General features: G+C 50.7%; 15 protein-coding genes. 9 read left to right on the forward strand and 6 right to left on the reverse strand.

Annotation, left to right across the window (positions count from 1 at the left end; translation table 11 throughout):
* The first annotated feature begins 6 nt into the window (after window positions 1-6).
* From GBK04_RS11355 to GBK04_RS11365, 3 genes are all read left to right on the forward strand, one after another.
* A complete protein-coding gene (locus GBK04_RS11355; protein WP_152759740.1) occupies window positions 7-1,659 on the forward strand; it encodes a RagB/SusD family nutrient uptake outer membrane protein in 1,653 nt (550 codons plus the stop codon).
* Window positions 1,660-1,772: 113 nt separating this feature from the next.
* Window positions 1,773-2,150, forward strand: coding sequence for a fluoride efflux transporter CrcB (crcB, locus tag GBK04_RS11360; protein WP_152759742.1), 378 nt, complete (start codon window positions 1,773-1,775; stop codon window positions 2,148-2,150).
* A gap of 54 nt (window positions 2,151-2,204) precedes the next feature.
* Complete coding sequence (locus GBK04_RS11365) at window positions 2,205-3,128, forward strand: P-loop NTPase family protein (RefSeq protein ID WP_152759744.1); 924 nt, start codon at window positions 2,205-2,207, stop codon at window positions 3,126-3,128.
* Between the two features lie 10 nt (window positions 3,129-3,138).
* Here the strand turns inward: GBK04_RS11365 and GBK04_RS11370 are convergent, their stop codons facing one another.
* Window positions 3,139-3,381, reverse strand: a complete 243-nt coding sequence (locus GBK04_RS11370; RefSeq protein ID WP_152759746.1) for a hypothetical protein — start codon at window positions 3,379-3,381, stop codon at window positions 3,139-3,141.
* Window positions 3,312-3,833 carry a hypothetical protein gene (locus GBK04_RS11375; protein WP_152759748.1) on the reverse strand — a complete coding sequence of 174 codons (522 nt, stop codon included), beginning with the start codon at window positions 3,831-3,833 and terminating at the stop codon, window positions 3,312-3,314. The genes GBK04_RS11370 and GBK04_RS11375 overlap by 70 nt, the downstream gene beginning before the upstream one ends.
* Window positions 3,834-4,015: 182 nt before the next feature.
* Between GBK04_RS11375 and GBK04_RS11380 the strand changes: the two genes are divergently transcribed.
* On the forward strand, window positions 4,016-4,438 hold the full coding sequence (locus GBK04_RS11380; RefSeq protein ID WP_152759750.1) for an RrF2 family transcriptional regulator: 423 nt from the start codon (window positions 4,016-4,018) through the stop codon (window positions 4,436-4,438).
* Here GBK04_RS11380 and GBK04_RS11385 read toward each other — a convergent pair whose 3' ends face one another.
* The 4 genes from GBK04_RS11385 to GBK04_RS11400 form a co-directional block, all read right to left on the reverse strand.
* Window positions 4,439-6,076: a glycosyltransferase family protein gene (locus GBK04_RS11385; RefSeq protein ID WP_152759752.1), complete on the reverse strand. Its 1,638-nt coding sequence runs from the start codon at window positions 6,074-6,076 to the stop codon at window positions 4,439-4,441.
* A 3-nt stretch (window positions 6,077-6,079) separates the two neighbouring features.
* On the reverse strand, window positions 6,080-7,027 hold the full coding sequence (locus tag GBK04_RS11390) for a glycosyltransferase (protein ID WP_152759754.1): 948 nt from the start codon (window positions 7,025-7,027) through the stop codon (window positions 6,080-6,082).
* Window positions 7,028-7,037: 10 nt separating this feature from the next.
* Window positions 7,038-8,114 carry an NAD-dependent epimerase/dehydratase family protein gene (locus GBK04_RS11395; protein ID WP_152759756.1) on the reverse strand — a complete coding sequence of 359 codons (1,077 nt, stop codon included), beginning with the start codon at window positions 8,112-8,114 and terminating at the stop codon, window positions 7,038-7,040.
* 217 nt (window positions 8,115-8,331) lie between these two features.
* Window positions 8,332-8,580 carry a hypothetical protein gene (locus GBK04_RS11400; protein ID WP_152759758.1) on the reverse strand — a complete coding sequence of 83 codons (249 nt, stop codon included), beginning with the start codon at window positions 8,578-8,580 and terminating at the stop codon, window positions 8,332-8,334.
* Window positions 8,581-8,805: 225 nt separating this feature from the next.
* Here GBK04_RS11400 and GBK04_RS11405 point away from each other — a divergent pair, with 225 nt between their 5' ends.
* The 5 genes from GBK04_RS11405 to GBK04_RS11425 all read left to right on the forward strand — a co-directional run bounded on the left by GBK04_RS11405 (window position 8,806) and on the right by GBK04_RS11425 (window position 17,638).
* The gene (locus GBK04_RS11405) at window positions 8,806-9,252 is read left to right on the forward strand and encodes a MarR family winged helix-turn-helix transcriptional regulator (protein ID WP_152759760.1); all 447 of its coding nucleotides are present in this window, start codon (window positions 8,806-8,808) and stop codon (window positions 9,250-9,252) included.
* A gap of 137 nt (window positions 9,253-9,389) precedes the next feature.
* Complete coding sequence (locus GBK04_RS11410) at window positions 9,390-11,795, forward strand: 3-hydroxyacyl-CoA dehydrogenase/enoyl-CoA hydratase family protein (RefSeq protein WP_152759762.1); 2,406 nt, start codon at window positions 9,390-9,392, stop codon at window positions 11,793-11,795.
* 250 nt (window positions 11,796-12,045) lie between these two features.
* On the forward strand, window positions 12,046-15,198 hold the full coding sequence (locus GBK04_RS11415; RefSeq protein ID WP_152759764.1) for an esterase/lipase family protein: 3,153 nt from the start codon (window positions 12,046-12,048) through the stop codon (window positions 15,196-15,198).
* A gap of 173 nt (window positions 15,199-15,371) precedes the next feature.
* Window positions 15,372-16,919 carry a sensor histidine kinase gene (locus tag GBK04_RS11420; protein WP_373330902.1) on the forward strand — a complete coding sequence of 516 codons (1,548 nt, stop codon included), beginning with the start codon at window positions 15,372-15,374 and terminating at the stop codon, window positions 16,917-16,919.
* 5 nt (window positions 16,920-16,924) lie between these two features.
* The gene (locus GBK04_RS11425) at window positions 16,925-17,638 is read left to right on the forward strand and encodes a LytR/AlgR family response regulator transcription factor (protein ID WP_152759766.1); all 714 of its coding nucleotides are present in this window, start codon (window positions 16,925-16,927) and stop codon (window positions 17,636-17,638) included.
* The last annotated feature ends 2 nt before the right edge of the window (window positions 17,639-17,640 follow it).

Consider the following 17,640-nt stretch of genomic DNA (forward strand, 5'->3'; position numbering starts at 1 on the left):
CAAATCATGAAACAATATAAAACTCTGACCAAACGAGCCAGCTACCTGCTGCTGCCAGCTTTGCTGTTTCTTTCCACTTCATGCGACAAAGAACTGGAACAGTTTCCCAGCAATTCCTTCTCAAAGGACAATTTTTGGACTTCCGAATCCAACGCCAACATCGCCCTGACGGGCGTGTATCGGGGTGCCATCGAGTACGGTACCCAGGTGGTACCTTCCGATTGGTGGACATATTGTGGTGTCATTTTTCTGGAATTTGCCACCGACAATGCCTACGACCGCCGGGGCGACAATTCCACCCAGAACCGTCTGACCAATGGTACCCTGCTGCCCGACAACAATGTGATCAATGGGTATTGGGGAGGATCTTACAAGCGCATTGCCATTTGTAACGACTTCCTGGAAAATATCGACAAAGTCCAGATCGATAAAGCCAAGATCGACCGTATGAAGGCCGAAGTCAGGTTCATTCGGGCAGCGCAATATTTTTATCTGTCGCAATTCTTTGGCTCGGTACCCCTTGTGCAAAAAACGCTGACGCCCGACGAAGCCAACAACGTTGATAAAGCCTCTAAAGCAGAGATTGTTCAGTTTGTGATCGCCGAGTTAACCGCGGCCACGGAATCGCTCCCTTATTTTGAAAAATTGACTGCTAACGAAATCGGGCGGGCCAGCAAGCAGGCGGCGCTGGCTTTTCTGGGACGCATGTACCTGAGTGAGAAAAAGTACACCGAAGCGGCGGCGGCCTTCAAGCAAATCATCGACAAGGGAGATAATAAAATCGATGCCAACTACCAGTCCCTTTTCCTACCTTCCAATGAGAATAGCAGCGAGAACATTTTCAGCGTGCAATATCTGGCCGGACAAGCCCCCAATGCCCTCACGCAACATGCTTTGCCAGCGGTAGTTTCGGGGTGGCATATCGTCAACCCGCTGGGTAGCCTGGCCGATGCCTACGGTTTTGACGATGGAACGCCCCTTTCCTACGCCGACCCGCGATTCAAGGTGAGTGATATGGGTGCCAATCGCGATCCCCGGTTCCGGTATAATCTGCTGTGGGACGGGGCCAAATTCGGCAGCAAAACTTACGTGTGCCACCCGGATTCGACCAAATCGCTTGATCAGTTAACCTATTCGAAACAGGCTACCCGGACGGGCTACGGACTACGTAAATTTTTCGATGAAAATTTCTCCGGTAACCTGGTCACGGACTACGGTGCCAACCTTCCCATTATCCGCTACGCCGAAGTACTGCTGAGCTACCTGGAAGCCGAATTGGAAGCCGGGAAACCCATTACGCAAGAGCTTCTGGATCTGACCATCAATGCCGTGAGAGCCCGGCCTTCGGTGAAGCTACCTCCTTTGAAAGTCATGTCGGCCGAGCAGCTGAGGCCCATCATGCGCAACGAACGCCGTATTGAGTTGGCTTTTGAAGGACAGCGTCTCTGGGATATTTTCCGCTGGGGGATCGGCGAACAGGTACTTACGGGCGACTTCTGGGGAGCGCCTTTCCCGAACTCCACGCTGCTGCCTAAGACTTCCAAAAAACAGGATCCGCAGAAACGGTGGTACGTTACGTCCAAGAATTTTAGAAAACAGGACTACGTGTGGCCGATTCCGCAGTCAGAGGTCAATGTGAATCCGAAACTGGCTAACTAGAGGCCGTCAGGGTACCCCGTCCTTTCCACGCAGACCGAGGCAATTCCCCCGGTCTGCGTGGATTTTTTAATGCCGGAAGTCTGTTTTCGACTGGGAAACCGTAATTTGCCCTGATGAATAACCTTATCCTGATATTTCTGGGCGGGGGACTGGGCAGCTTGGCCCGGTTTGGCATAGGTCGTACCCTGGCCTCGTGGTCGGTCAATCTGCCCTATGGTACCCTGGCGGCCAATGTGCTGGCGTGTGTTGTTCTAGGTTTTTTCACGGGCGCCGTGGCGCTGCGTTCCTCCGAGGCCGTGCTTCCCTACCGGGCCTTTCTGGCGGTGGGCTTTTGTGGCGGCTTTAGCACGTTTTCCACGTTCAGCAACGAAACCCTGCTGATGCTGATGAACAATCGCTGGGGAGACGCCGTTCTGAACATAACCCTCAGCGTGGTTCTGTGCCTGAGTGCATCTTTTCTGGGCCTCTGGCTAGGGAAAGCAGTAGGCTGAACCTCCTGGGGGTACCTCGCGACTTTGTGAAATCCTGTGAACTAAAACCAACCTATGAAAAAGTTGCCCATACTACTATGTATTCTCTTAACCAGTATCCTCGGGATAAGTGGTTGTGAACGGGCCGGAGGGACCGACAACTTCACGGCTCCTCAGAATTTCCGCGACTACTGGTACAACGGAAAGGCCGAAATCAGTCGCTATGCGCTGGATCAGGTACAGTACGGCGCTGTGAATCCGGGGGAGGCAGTGCTGATTTTTGTGACAGAAGATTTCCGTACCGATACTCAGGTCAAGCTCGAGTCGGAAGCTAAAGACAAAGCTACCTCGGTCCTGAAGCTGAATTCGATCCGCCGATTTGTTACGGGCATTTACGACTACTCGCTCTACAGCTCGGTATTCACCCCGATCAATACGAAAAAGTATGAGCACAGCCTGAAAGTCACCATGTCGTCGCAGGATTGGTGTGGACAGGTGTATAACCAGCTCAATCTCTCCGGGAACAAGTACGACGTAATGGTACGCTCCTACTTTGAAAAAAACGCGAACGAAGATTATAAAATAGATGAAACCTGGCTGGAAGATGAACTCTGGACACGACTGCGCATGGACCCACAAAGCCTGCCCAAGGGTGAAACCAGCGTAATTCCGGCGGCCTACGCCGCTCGCATCGCCGGACAGAAGCTGGAACCACAAAAAGCAGTAGGTACCCTGGCGGCCTATACAGGCAACGCTTTTACGGGTAAAGCACTGCAGCAGTTTTCCTTAAGGTACCCCGACGCAAAACGGGAACTACGAATCGTTTTTGAGAAAGCGTTTCCGCATTCCATTGCGGGATGGGAAGAAACCTATCCTTCACGCGGAAAAGAATTGACGACCCGCGCCACCAAATCGGAGCAAATCCAGTCGGATTACTGGTCGCACAACGCGCCCGGCGATTCGACGTTAAGAAATCAACTGGGCGTAGAAGGATTCTAGAAACTAAACCTCAGGCATAGGCTTCTCCAGGGCGATTCCCCAAGGGTCGCCCCAGCTCATCAAAAACTCTATTGGAGAGCTCACCCAGCCGGGCCTGACCGTCGGGCTGAAACGTAAGATTGCGCACGATCTGTTCAATTTCCGCAACGGAGACCCGCCGATGGATGGGTTTCATGGTACCTCCTACCTCGCCCGCCCGTGCTGTGGGATCCCACTGATACTGGGGGTCGACCAGGGTACCTCGCGGAGCCATGATGGGGGCGGTGTGCCGGTTCCCCGGAAGTCGAGCCGGGTGGGATGGTCAAGCCCCAAGCCATGGCCGAATTCGTGAGCCGCCGTGGTCGAATGGCCCAGATGATCGCTGACAATCCAATGCCCGGCATTATCGCCCAGTCCGAAGCCCATGAACGAGCGTGTAATGATATTTTCTTTTTCCAGGCGAATGAAGTTATTTCTAAAATCGTCATTGGTAGCGATCAGAACCGCGGATTCTTCCAATTGCAGCAGAGCATACTCGATCACAAAATATACGCGGCACGGCAGCCCCGCTATCGTTACTACAGCCTGCGGTTCGTTGTACATGCGATTGATTTCTTCCACAATTGCCCGGGCTGCCTCATCGGTAGCTTCCGAGCCGTAAAATACCAGTCGGGCCTGGATCTGGACTTCTTTTTGAAAGGCATCGAGTGAGGCAATTGCGGCCATGAGGTATAGATTTTGAGTGTATAGCCTTCTAAACGGATTAGCCTGGAGAAAGATTCTATCTGTGGGTTGTGGGCAATCCGCTCGCTTAGACCCCGATGTCGCAGGCAGTTTCGTTAGTATCTGATAGATTCGGTATATTTGATCCCCCCACTTACCTGACTTCTTCGTTTTCGTCTTATCCTATGATTTCCAAAAAAGCGAAATACGCCCTCAAAGCTCTGAAAGTTTTGGCCGAGCACTACGGGAAAGGCCCGGTGTTAATTTCCCACATCGCAGAACGCGAAAAAATACCCCGTAAATTCCTGGAAGCCATACTGCTGGATTTACGAAACAACGGAGTGCTCCAAAGTCAGAAAGGCAAAGGCGGCGGTTATCTGTTGCGCATTCCGCCGGATGAAGTCAAGTTCTCGAAGGTACTACGGATCATCGACGGCCCCATTGCACCTACGCTCTGTGTGTCACTCTTCTTTTATGGGAAATGTGATGACTGTGTCGATGAAGAGGCTTGTTCGCTACGCACGGTGATGGAAAAATGGCGGGATGCCAACCTGGCCGTGCTGGATGGAACCACCCTGGCCGATATGCTCAAAGCTTCTCAGAAATAGCTACCTACCCGCGGAAACCCGATCGTTGCGTACATACAGCCGGGTACCGTCCACATCGCCAATGTATTGGTAGTTCGCTGCGACATAGGTAGCTAACGCAGGAAATACTTCGTGGCCCTGCGTAGATACATTCTGCAGCCACAGGCTGTTTTTGCCGACGGCATCCAGGAATATGGCCGGCCTATTGCGCCTCATGTCGCTCAGGTACCGCTCACGGTATTGGTCACGCATAGGGTGTTGAAAAACATCCCTTCCAGAGTGGTTTTCGGCCGTACCCTGCGCCAGTTGGGCTTCTACATAATAACGGCATTGCCAACCCCATACCACCATCTGGTCGTTCGGTCGAGTGTAAGGCGCCAGTGCTTTTACCACTGGGCTCTGAAGCAAAGTCGTAGCATCCACGGAGACTAGGGCGTTTAGCTGGCGGCTTTGGTAGAAAGAAATGGCATCGTTCAGCCCAAACCAGCCCAGCAACAACATGGGCCCCACCAGCGCCAGTAGGCGCTGTGTGCTAACCCGCTGCACACCCAGGGCTGACGCCAGCGCCAGAGGGTAAATACAGAAGTTGAGGTAATGTACAAACACATTGCCCGATTTGGTCGCCGCATATACCGCCGCGAGGCCATACCCCAGCAGCAACAGCGAAATGAACAGATTCTGGGACGAGGAAGGCGTCTTCGTTAAAGTACGCCCACCGGCCAGCAATCCTACGACCAGCACCACGCTTGTAATAATCAAAAGGGCTGTAAAATCAGGACTGGCCAGTACCAGCCTGCCAAATTGGGAAGGACCGGTATCCAGGCCTGCACCCGCGGCGTACACGGCGTTACCCAGGATGTAAAAATCAATGAAGTCTTGAAATACACCATTGGCCAGCATCCACAATAGCGCCATGACCAGAAATATGATACCACCGACCAGCAATACCAGCAACGGCGTGCTGTTTCGGGTTTGGCGATACTGTTGGTAGGTAAGATAAAGTCCTCCAAGCACAAGCACCAAAGCCTGCGGAACGGCCTGTACCTTGGCAAAGGGAATCATACCTGCCACAAAACCCAGCCCGAAAGCCGGCCAGGCCGATGGACTTTTTTGGATCGAAATCCTGGCTACTAGTGCCAGGCATAGGCTGAGGAGCAGGAGGGGCACCTGCTCGCTGGAATAATGCACAAAATCGAGTTCCTGCGTAAAAGCCAGGAAAATGAGGGGAATCAGCAGGGAAATCCGAGCCGTTGCGTTACCAAACCAGCGCCTTATGGCCACGAAGTAGAAATACAGCGCCCCCAAGCCGCATAACAAGCCCATAACCCGTGCCGAAACGTAGTCAAGCTGAAATCCCAGTAAACGGGGAATCGCCAGTAGGTAATTATCCAGCGGCCCAATGGTGGTACCATCCACCGAACGCCAGTAGACCGGATGCTGAAACAACGTGATGGCATGGCTGATCATCTGGCTCTCATCCGCATTGAGTTCGCGGTTTAGCACCAGAGCCGGAAGCCGCATTAACACCAGAATTAGTGCCGCAGCAGGCAGATACAGCGCCAAGGAGACTCGTTTCCTCAGATTCAGCCCGATCACCAGCACCACAAATGCGTAGACTAGAGCCCAGTATACGGTTGGTGACGCATCAAAGGTAATCATAGGCTACGCGACGGTTTCTACGCTTTCTACAAAATCACGGTAATGAATGGCAGGTATGAAGTGCTGCTGGGTACGATATTGCAGCACCATGAACACCAGAAAAAGCGAGATCAGAAACGACTGCATCATCACGATCAGCAGCGTGGTACTGAGGGTGGATGCCCAGCCGGGGGTAGTATTGCCAATCAGTTTCAGAAACAAAATGACCACAATGACCGCAATCACGAAACCTGACATCAGAATGGAAAAGATCAGAATCCGTACGGCCGTAGTATCGATCAGCACCGAAATGGCGCTCAGACCATGCAGAATCAATGACACAAAGTTCATCTGGCTATTGCCGGCCAGCCGTTTGGCGCGTTCGATGGGTACTCCGTCATAGGGAATCCGCGAGCGAATCACCCCGCCGGGAAAGTTGTTCCAGATTTCCGACACCCGCACCAGGTTTTGCAAACGACGCTGCGGAATGACGCTGAAATTCCCAAAAGTGATGACCTTCCCCGTCAGAAGCTTAAAAATTGATTTATAGATCTGATAGAAAAACTGGAACACAAAACCCTCCTGCCGCTTACTGCGCTGAGCAAAAATAATGGTACCGGGCATCTGTACCGACTTGGCAAATAAGGTATTGATGTCGCTCGGGGCGTCTTCCCCGTCGGCATCCATGACGATCACCTTTTCACAGGGTAGCTCCGTGGCAATGTAGGAAAGCCCAATGGCAATGGCGCGCTGGTGGCCCAAATTGCGGTACAGCCGCAGTACCCTTATTCCTGTTCCGCCAAATGGAGTGAAGGCCTCCGTCCGGTCACGTGAGGAGCAGTCATCTACCACCAACACCGACGTATGGGCCAGGATGTCGCCCGCTACGTCGGTGTTGATTTTGGCAATCAGAAGATTAAGCGCCTCCCAGTCATTAAATTGAGGGATCAGGATAATGTACTTTTCGGGCATGGCGTTCGATTCAGGCCGGATTAGTAGCTAAGCGGGCCGCAATACCGTCGTGAATCTGGGTGAGCGTCTCCTCCAGGCCGAACTCCCAGTTCCAGCCCGGGTAGTGCGCTTTGAACTTTGACAGATCACTGATGTACCAGATGTGGTCGCCCGAGCGGTTGGTCTCCGAATACGAATGCGAGAGCTTCTTGCCCGATATCTGCTCGCAGAGCGCGATGGCCTCGATCATCGAGCAGTTGGCAAAGCGACCGCCACCCGCGTTGTACACTTCGCCGGGCCGGGGATTCTGGTAAAAATGCCAGAACATGTTCACCAGATCGTGACTGTGGATGTTGTCGCGCACCTGCTTGCCCTTGTAGCCGAAGATCGTGTAGTGATTTCCCGTGATGGCGCACTTCATCAGGTAGGCCAGGAACCCGTGCAGCTGCGCGCCCGAGTGGTTGGGGCCCGTCAGGCAGCCCCCGCGGAACACGCCGGTCTTCATGCCGAAGTACCGGCCGTACTCCTGCACCATGATGTCGGCCGCCACCTTGGATGCCCCGAAAATCGAGTGCTTGGTGTGGTCGATGCTATGCTGCTCGTCGATGCCGTGCTCGAAGTAGGGATGGCTCTCGTCGATCTCCCAGCGGGTTTCCAACTCCACCAAGGGCAGGTAGTTGGGGTTGTCGCCGTAGACCTTGTTGGTGGAGGTAAAGATGAATACGGCTTCGGGGCAGTTCAGGCGTGTCATCTCCAGCATGTTGAGGGTACCGACCGCATTGACGCCAAAGTCCGTGAAGGGCTCGCGGGCGGCCCAGTCGTGGCTGGGTTGTGCGGCGGTGTGCACGATCATTTTTATATCGTCACCATACTCCTTAAAGATCGGCTCCAGCTGGCTGACCTCACGAATGTCGGCGCTATAATGCTTGTAGTTGGCATGGGCCTCCTCGAGGCGGTTGCGGTTCCAGGCGGTGTTGCCGTCCTCCCCGAAAAAGTACTGTCGCAGGTTATTGTCGATTCCAATGACCAGATCAAACTTATCGGCCAGGAAAGCGACGGATTCGCTGCCAATCAGGCCGGCCGATCCAGTTACTAAGGCAATATTCATCGTCAACGGTATTTTTAATGTGATGGCTGTGTAGGAAAAATACTATTCTTCTTCCCCAAAAGGGAGTGTAAAGTAAATTAAAAAAGTTCAATTGTCCCAAAACGGAAAGACGGCCGGGGAGTCAAACAATAAATGACCGCAGGGAACCAGGAAATAAAATGAAAAAAGCAGCGCCCCGGTTGAAGGCACTGCTTTCCATGTTCTGTATAAATAAGCCCTAGTTACCTTGGGCAATGCTACCACTCCCAAACAACTTCTCCCGAATCGCATTCACCCGCTTTTCTACTTCGGGCTGCTCGGCGTACTTATTGGCCAGCTGACGGGCTGCCGAATCAGGGCTTACACCGTACACCCATTCGCTACCTGCCCGCACGTCCTTTTGCTCAGCGTGGTTGAATTTCTGATACTCGCACGATGACAACAACGCCACACCGGCTATCAAGGCTGCTATCTTTCTAAATTTCATCAGAGTCTTCGATAAAAAGGTTTTGCGCAAAAGTAAAGGCCATTTGTATAAACACCAAACAGATGATCGAGGATTTGGATATTATTGACCCAATTTTGCCTGAACCGCACGTAACTCGCTGGACGGAAACGTGAGAATAAAAGTATGCTTGCATACTAATTACGGATTTTAGTACATTTGTGGAAAGGCCGTGGCAATTGCGGCCCACTCACAGAGGCAACAGTGATGCGGAAAGAAAAGACGATCGATTTTCATATAAAATGGGCGTGGCACTCGATTTCCCGCCTTTATAACACTTACGCTGCCCAGTACGATATGACTATGGCGGTAGGCTACGTACTGTTGAACATAGATCTTGAGAAAGGTACCCCAGCCACCAAAATCGCCCCATTACTGGGTATGGAGCCCCGCAGTCTGGTGCGCATGCTAAAAACCCTGGAAGAGAAGGGACTGATCCGTCGGGAAGTCGATGGGAGCGATAAACGATTTGTGCGCATCACCCTTACGGAAGAGGGTAAAGCCAAGCGCGAGCAGGCTCGCGAAGGAGTCATTACCTTCAACCAGATCATCCGTGAGAAAATCGCACCGGAAAAATTAGCGGTCTTCCTGGATGTGATCAAGGAGATCAATTTTTTAGTGGATAGCGAAAATCAGAAAGCGAAAGAGGCGTGAAGGTGTTTTCTGTGGAATTGTTTCTTTGTTTGGGGTACACGTAGATAAAGTAGGTGCTTGCGCGTGTGATTCTCAAAACCAGTCCCACAAAAAACAAAAAATAACCAGATCCATACATAACCAAATCAACAACCCTAATGAACCGTACCATCCGCAAAGTAGCCGTACTGGGCTCAGGCATCATGGGCTCCCGTATAGCCTGCCACTTCGCCAACATCGGCGTTCAGGTACTGCTGCTCGATATCATTCCCCGTGAACTTACTCCCGCCGAACAAGCCAAGGGGCTGACATTGGAAAAAACCGCCGTGCGCAACCGCATCGTGACCGAATCTTTTCAAAACACCCTGAAAAGCTCTCCCGCGCCGCTGTATAGTCCCGAATTTTCCAGCCGAATTAAGCTGGGCAATTTTGACGACAACCTGGCCGAAATCAAAGAGTACGACTGGATCATCGAAGTGATCGTGGAGCGGCTCGATATCAAGCAAAGTCTGTTCGGGAAAGTGGACAAGCTCCGCAAGCCGGGTACCCTGGTGAGTTCCAACACCTCGGGGATTCCCATCCATCTAATGTCGGAAGGCCGCAGTGATGATTTCCAGAAGCATTTCAGTGGTACTCACTTCTTCAACCCACCCAGGTACCTGCGCCTGCTTGAAATCATCCCCGGCCCCAAAACCGACCCGAAAGTCATTGACTTTCTGATGAATTACGGCGATTTATTTCTAGGAAAAACAACGGTACTCTGCAAGGATACGCCCGGCTTCATCGCTAACCGCCTGGGTATTCACGCCATGGTTCAGACCGTCCGCGTGGCCGAAAAAATGGGCCTGACCGTAGAGCAGGTGGACAAACTGACTGGGCCGGTGGTGGGTCGCCCCAAGTCGGGTACATTCCGGCTTTCGGACGTAGTGGGTCTGGACACGACTGTCCACGTAGCCAACAACCTCTACGAATCGGGTGCCGAAACCGACGAGTCGCGGGAGGCATTCGTGGTACCGGGGGTAATGCAGGAGCTTTTCAATAAAAAATGGCTGGGCGATAAATCCGGTCAGGGTTTTTATAAAAAAATAAAGGACGAAAGCGGCAAATCCGTGATTCTGGCGCTGGATTTCAAAACGCTGGAATACCGCCCTTCTGGGAAAGTTAAATTCGCCACGCTGGAAGGTACCAAGGCCATCGACAATCTGGCAAAGCGCTTTGGGGTGTTGCTGGAAGGGAAAGACGAGGCCGGAGAATTTTACCGACAAACTTTTGCGGATAGTTTTCGCTACGCTACGTATCGCATCCCCGAAATTTCGGATGAACTCTACCGCATCGACCAGGCCATCACGGCGGGCTTCGGCTGGCAGATGGGTCTGTTTGAAACCTGGGATGCCATCGGCGTGCGCACGATGCTGGACATCATGGAGAAACTTGACAAAAAACCGGCCGCCTGGGTGTATGAAATGCTGGAAGTCGGAAATGAGTCCTTCTATAAAGTCGAAAACGGCCGCAAGCAGTACTACGATATTCCGACCAAATCGTATAAAGAAATACCAGGACAGGATAACTTCATCATCCTGAGTAATGTGACGAACAATATTGTCTGGAAAAACGCCGGAGCGGCGCTTTACGACCTGGGTGACGGGATTCTGAACCTCGAATTCCGCTCCAAAATGAACACTTTCGGGGTAGAAGTCATCGAAGGGATGCATAAGGGCATCGCGCTGGCCGAGAAAGATTTTCGGGGACTGGTAATCGCCAATGAATCGACCGAGGCATTCTCCGCGGGCGCTAACCTGGCCATGCTGTTTATGTACGCCATCGAGCAGGAATTTGACGAAATTAACCTGATGATCGCGCAGTTCCAGCAGACGATCCTGCGGGCAAGGTACTCCTCCATTCCGGTGGTGGTAGCCCCGCACACCCTCGCGCTGGGCGGCGGTTGCGAGCTGAGTCTTCATGCTGATAAAGTCGTTGCCCACGCCGAAACCTACATAGGTTTGGTGGAACTAGGCGTAGGCCTGATTCCGGCCGGCGGAGGTACCAAAGAAATGGCCGCGCGCTGCTCGGACCTGTACCAGCCCGGTGATCCCGAATTGAATATCTTGCAAAATGCGTTCATGAACATCGCCCAGGCCAAGGTATCTACCTCAGCACAAGAGGCATTCGGCATGCACTATTTACAAGAAAAAGATCAGATCGTATTGAACCGTAGCCGCCTGATTGCCGAAGCCAAGCAGGCGGCCATGGAATTGGCCGACAATGGCTACACCCAACCCAAACCCCGCGCCGACATCAAGGTACAGGGCAAAACCGGTATCGCACTGTTTATGGCGGGCGTGGCGCAAATGCGCCTGGCCAACTACATCAGTGATCACGATGCCAAGCTGGCCAATAAACTGGCCTATGTGATCTGCGGCGGCGACCTCAGCCAACCCCAAACCGTCACGGAGCAGTACCTTCTCGATCTGGAACGCGAGGCTTTCCTTTCCCTTTGCGGCGAAAAGAAAACGCTCGAACGGATGCAGGGACTGCTGACGGGTGGAAAGCCGCCGAGGAATTAATGTGAACGGGATATGGGCATCTTGTTTGCCCGTTTTTCTGGAAAAATAGCGACGCCTTCCCTGAAATCAGGGAAGGCGTCGCTATTTTTCCAGATTCCCCTTACTCAGTTTGCAAATACATCTAGGGGCAAACCAGCACAAAAAAGCTACCGAAGTACCGCTTGATAATCTTTTTTGGATATTCGAAAAGTTCTTTCTAATCTGCCAAATATCTTTGTTTGCCCTCCTGCTCACCAACTCCTCAGCCCACATGAAGCACTTTACGCACGCACTGTTACTGTTGTTAATGGTCCCATATTTTGCTTTCTCACAGGCTCCTGCAATAAAATGGCAGAGATCGCTGGGTGGGGTGGGTGATGATATTGCTAATTCCATTCAGCAAACATCAGATGGAGGGTATATCATAGCAGGATATTCCTACTACAACGGTGGTGATGTTACCGGGAATCATGGTGGCTCTGATTACTGGATTGTGAAACTAAGCTCACAAGGACTAATTCAATGGCAAAAATCATTAGGTGGATCGAATGGTGATGAAGCTCATTCGATCCAACAAACTTCCGATGGAGGATATATTGTTGCGGGGTTTTCTAATTCTATCGACGGTGATGTTACCGGAAATCATGGCGCGCGCGGAGTTTTCGATAGACCCTCATGGTCCGATGACATTTGGGTTGTGAAACTAAGTCCACAGGGACAGATTCAATGGCAAAAATCGTTAGGTGGGAGAGGTGATGAGAGAGCAGAATCTATCCAGCAAACCTCAGACGGTGGCTATATCGTAGCGGGGTACTCTGACTCGGAAGACGGTGATGTTTCTGGACATCATCACCCATCTGGTTATGTTGGTTTCTTTTACGACTATTGGATTGTAAAACTTAATCCACAGGGACAGATTCAATGGGAAAAATCGCTGTCACGATTTAGTTTTAATGATAAAGCTTATTCCATCCAACAGACCTCGGACGGAGGATATATTGTAGCAGGAGAATCTGACTCCCTTATTAACAATCGGAGCGACTCCAACTATTGGGTTGTGAAACTTGATCAACAGGGGCAAATTCTATGGCAGAAATCGTTGGGCGGGTCAAATGATGATAAAGCTAAGTCGATCCAGCAGACATCAGACGGGGGGTACATCGTAGCGGGAAGTTCTAACTCCAACGACGGTGATGTCTCCGGAAATCACATTGGTGTTGATTTTTTTGGTTTTCCAGCATGGTCCTCTGACTTTTGGATAGTAAAACTTAGTTCGCAAGGGCAAATTCTATGGCAGAAATCGCTGGGTGGGTCTAATTACGATGTTGCAACCTCCGTCCAACAAACCTCGGACGGAGGATATATTGTAGCAGGAGACTCTTACTCAAACGATGGTGATATTTTCGGACATCACGAACCTACTGGATACCCACCTGGCCCATTTTTTGACCAGTGGATTGTAAAACTCGATCCGCAGGGGCAGATTCAATGGCAGAAATCACTGGGTGGGCCGAAGGATGATAACGCTTATTCTATCCAACAGACTTCAGACAATGGGTATATCATGGCGGGAGGAATTTACATCGGTTACGATTCGCTTGCTAAACAGTCTCGTGGCTTTGATTTCCGAGTTGTTAAACTCGCACCAGATAAGCCAGCCTTAACGACAGAACACTACCACCAACTCCCTCAATTTCCATCATTCAGCCAGCGTAAACTTTTAAGCGCATCACCTCCCTACAAAATCGCCGCCGACGGCTCCCAGGCTTCGATATTCAAGTTTACGGGCAGGAATTTCACCGGGCTTGGCGTTCGGATCATGGAAAATTATTTACAGAATAAAGATTTGTATGGTGAGTTTACGGTGATTTCTCAAACAACCGATAGCCTGGTAGTACGCTATACTCACCCTGAATATATCTCTGAATATCCCGATGCCTCTTTTTCTACCCTAACAATTGAGCTTTATGATCTTAACTCACCCACTACCGTCCTGGATTCATCGGCGTTGGAGGTGCACCAAGCACCTCTAGTGATGGTGCATGGATTAGATTCTAATGGCGATTCGTTTAAGGAAATGTTATATAGCCTATACTTTAGGCACCTAGATGATCCTTATTACCTTGATTTTCTGCATCGAGCAGACTACAGCTCTACCAATCGCTCCCGTTTTTATGTGAACCGTAATGTGGTACCTGATGCGATTTTGGAACTTTTGACGGGTTTGCGCAATATCGGAATTGCGACGGGCAAAGCAATCGTAGTAGGACACAGCATGGGAGGCATACTGGCACGGCTCTACTTACAAGATGCTTCAGATGCTGAGTATCGTGATGATATCCAAAAACTCATCACGATAAACACGCCCCATTCTGGTTCTCAACTAGGTGACTTGTCAACCAACCCTAACTCGCCCTTTGATTGGTGTAGTCTTCTTAAAATATCTAACACGAACTTATCAATACTTGGCACTTGCGATGCTATTGGAGACCTTAGTGTGAATGGTAGCGACATCCGAGGTTACCTCAATGGCGAAGGCAATCTTAATCGTAATAAGGTACCCTCACACGTAATCACCACTTGGATTCCTTACGATTATTATAAAAAATTTTACTCAGATAGTGAAGAGCTATATGATGGTGATACTCTTTTGTTAGTTGAAAAAGCAAGCGCAATTGCAATTAGTCTTGGAAAATTCTTTGAAAACATCTTAGGAACAGATCATGATGGTGTTGTTGAATTTGCCAGCCAAAAGGGAGGTATGTCGGGTTGCGTGACCACGATCGGCAATCAACACCATATAGGTTCTACCGATAATATGGATGTAATAAATACGGTCGAAACGCTCATTTATCTTAGCCCCAAGAGCAGTTTATTTTGTAAAAATGGATTCAATCCGCCAACGCTGACTTTTGTCTCCCCTCCAGTAACAGCAACCAGTACTCCGCTATCAACCAGCAACCCATCCCTGAACTTGACTTCTCCCGCAAAAGGGTTAATTGTGCTGACGCCCGAGAGCTATAACATCACCGCAGAAGGGTCAGAGCTAACCGAAATAACGACCTATGTGTCCTATTCCAAAGACTCTATTTATGTCGGCCGGCAAACGGGCAATATTGTTTCATTCAGCTTTCCGAGTGGCTACAACTTTCCCGATTCACGCAACGTAATGATTGTTGGCAAGACCGCTTCGGGTCAAACCATCTCCGTCACGTCCAGCGATATTTTCCGGGAAAGCGTTAGAAGCGGCAACTGGGACGATGCTAGTACTTGGAAAAATGGGAAGATTCCTGCCAAGGGCGAAGTAGTGATTATACCTAGTGGCCACCTTATCACGGTACGGACGAACGCGGAGGCCAAAACCATCTTTTTTAACGACGGCGGCCTGACGTTTACTAATATGGGCAATCTTAAGCTGGAATAATTTGGAACGGGCGAGCCGCCCATCTTCCGGCAACATCCCGAAAGTCTTGAACGCCAGACGGCTAAACTTTCGGGATGTTTTGTTTTCATCCCAAAAATCCACCCATTCACGTCATTTTCCCCCGGCACTAGTTAGCAAAGCGTAGTTTTGATTCAAATAAATCAAACCCGCTTATGCCCTCCATCGCTACTACCCGTCGTTACGAACTCTTCATCATTCTTGCCGCTGCCACGGCTTACATCATCCGCCGCTTGCTGGAGCTGGCAAGGTACTTCTACCTAGACATCGGAAATGCACAGAGCGCCGGGGTGAGCAACGCGACCATTCTCCGCGACCTGGCCGCTTTTGATTATAACCAAAACGTCATTTTTCCTACCGTGGCCGGAGGGGTACTTTTCATGGCGGCGTGGTACGTTTTTCATTATCACGCCTTTCCCCGAATCATGGAAAAGAGGTACGGAACCACTACCAACTGGCTGATTGTACTCACGGTGGGTCTGACGCTCAGTAGCATTCTTTTGTATAGCTTTTTCCAGCGCGGAATTCAGTTCCGACGTGCTGGTGATGGACAAATCGCTGGCTTTCAGGTACACGACTCCGACCTTGTAAACATTCCCACCAGCCTTTTGGCGGCGCTGGTGTGTTTGCTGATTTACGAGGCTTTTGCTCAGTTTTACTACCGTACCATCGAGCTACACGAGCAGCAGGGATTATCACGGCATCGAATCCTAAACTATCTGCTGTTGACTCTGGCAAGTTCGTGCCTGATTTTATGGATTTTTGTGGGTAGTATCGCCAATTTTGCCATGGGTCGCGGAGGGGTACTGGTGGGGTTAGTTATCGTGGCGCTCACGGTAGGGTTTCATTACCTATTCTATAAAAAACTACTCCCTTTCTTCGCTAACTATTTGTCCAATTCCCGGTCAGGCTGGTACTATCTCTCAGGAATACTACTCTATGATCTGGCAAGTTTTGTTCTTTTTCTTTTATGGAAATTGGTGGCGGCATCGAGCCTTCCTTACCCCTACCTTTACTTGTACCTACTACCCAGCGCCGTCGGCCTGGTAACGGCTTACATGCGGCGGTATTTTTTTGAGAAAAACCAACAATTACAAACCCAGGTACTTCGTAAATCCACGGAACTCGACACGCTGCGCTCGCAGGTCAATCCCCATTTTTTGTTCAATGCGCTCAACACACTCTATTCGGTGGCTTTGAAAGAGGGTAGCGAGAAAACCGCCGATTGTATCCAGAAACTGGGCGATATGATGCGCTTCATGCTGGACGAAAATAATCAGGAGCGCATTCCGCTGCGGAAGGAAATCGAGTACCTGCACAACTTCCTGAACTTGCAGCGCATGCGGCTGGACGAGGGCCACGAGATCGAGATTCGAGTCAACATTCAGGAGCTCGAACAGGATAGGTACCTGGCTCCCATGCTGCTGAATCCTTTTGTGGAGAATGCCTTCAAGCACGGCATTAGCCTGCGCCAGCCTTCCTGGATTTACATCACGCTCACGCTGGATGCCACGAAGTTGTATTTCAAGGTACACAACAGCATTCATCCCAAAACAGGGAATGATCCAGAGGAAAATCATTCGGGAATTGGCCTGGAAAATGTGCGCAAACGCCTCGATTTGCTGTACCCTAACCGCTATTCGCTCGACATTCAGGCCACGGAACGCGATTATTTCGTATCATTGGTTCTGGAGATCTCATAATCAGCATGCTACTCACCGCCCTAGCTATCGACGACGAACCCCTAGCCCTGGAAGTCATTCAGATGCACGCCGCCAAGGTACCCTTCCTGCGCCTGGAAGGTACCTTCACCAATGCGTTCGAGGCAATTCCCCACCTACAACAGCAGAAAATCGACCTGCTCTTTCTGGATATAAAAATGCCCGACATTTCGGGGATCGAGTTTCTTTATTGTTTACAGAGGGTACCTATGATTATCTTCTCGACGGCCTATTCCGAGTACGCCGTGAAAGGTTTTGAGCTAAATGCCGTGGACTATCTGCTCAAACCCTACTCGCTGGTTCGGTTTACTCAGGCTTGCAATAAAGCACTGGAAATAAAACAGATGCGTCAGAGTTTTTCGCCAGAGGGTACCTTACTCAACGAACAATTCATTTTTGTAAAAACCGGCTACGAGCAGGAAAAGGTACCCTTAGACGATCTAACCTACCTGGAAGCCGAGGGAAATTACGTGAATTACGTCCTGCGGAACCGTCAACTGCTTTGCCGGCAAAGCATTGCCGATGCCCTGCTCACCTTGCCAAGTCAGCATTTCATCCGCATCCATCGCTCCTTCGTCGTAGCGCTTTCCCATATTCAGAAAATCAGCCGACATGGCGTCTGGATCAATAACCGGGAAATCCCTATTGGGGCTTCCTACGAAAGCAGCCTCGACGAGGTGAAAGCGATTCTGAAAGCCTAGGT

The organism is Salmonirosea aquatica (assembly GCF_009296315.1).
GTDB classification, from domain to species: domain Bacteria; phylum Bacteroidota; class Bacteroidia; order Cytophagales; family Spirosomataceae; genus Salmonirosea; species Salmonirosea aquatica.

Bases quoted from the DNA above. Each gene is read 5' to 3' on its own strand.
- GBK04_RS11410 (WP_152759762.1), top strand. From the start codon at position 9,390: ATGAACCGTACCATCCGCAAAGTAGCCGTACTGGGCTCAGGCATCATG.
- GBK04_RS11365 (WP_152759744.1), top strand. From the start codon at position 2,205: ATGAAAAAGTTGCCCATACTACTATGTATTCTCTTAACCAGTATCCTC.
- GBK04_RS11425 (WP_152759766.1), top strand. From the start codon at position 16,925: ATGCTACTCACCGCCCTAGCTATCGACGACGAACCCCTAGCCCTGGAA.
- GBK04_RS11395 (WP_152759756.1), bottom strand. From the start codon at position 8,114: ATGAATATTGCCTTAGTAACTGGATCGGCCGGCCTGATTGGCAGCGAA.
- GBK04_RS11355 (WP_152759740.1), top strand. From the start codon at position 7: ATGAAACAATATAAAACTCTGACCAAACGAGCCAGCTACCTGCTGCTG.
- GBK04_RS11400 (WP_152759758.1), bottom strand. From the start codon at position 8,580: ATGAAATTTAGAAAGATAGCAGCCTTGATAGCCGGTGTGGCGTTGTTG.
- GBK04_RS11375 (WP_152759748.1), bottom strand. From the start codon at position 3,833: ATGGCCGCAATTGCCTCACTCGATGCCTTTCAAAAAGAAGTCCAGATC.
- GBK04_RS11415 (WP_152759764.1), top strand. From the start codon at position 12,046: ATGAAGCACTTTACGCACGCACTGTTACTGTTGTTAATGGTCCCATAT.
- GBK04_RS11385 (WP_152759752.1), bottom strand. From the start codon at position 6,076: ATGATTACCTTTGATGCGTCACCAACCGTATACTGGGCTCTAGTCTAC.
- GBK04_RS11420 (WP_373330902.1), top strand. From the start codon at position 15,372: ATGCCCTCCATCGCTACTACCCGTCGTTACGAACTCTTCATCATTCTT.
- crcB (WP_152759742.1), top strand. From the start codon at position 1,773: ATGAATAACCTTATCCTGATATTTCTGGGCGGGGGACTGGGCAGCTTG.
- GBK04_RS11405 (WP_152759760.1), top strand. From the start codon at position 8,806: ATGCGGAAAGAAAAGACGATCGATTTTCATATAAAATGGGCGTGGCAC.
- GBK04_RS11380 (WP_152759750.1), top strand. From the start codon at position 4,016: ATGATTTCCAAAAAAGCGAAATACGCCCTCAAAGCTCTGAAAGTTTTG.
- GBK04_RS11370 (WP_152759746.1), bottom strand. From the start codon at position 3,381: ATGGCTCCGCGAGGTACCCTGGTCGACCCCCAGTATCAGTGGGATCCC.
- GBK04_RS11390 (WP_152759754.1), bottom strand. From the start codon at position 7,027: ATGCCCGAAAAGTACATTATCCTGATCCCTCAATTTAATGACTGGGAG.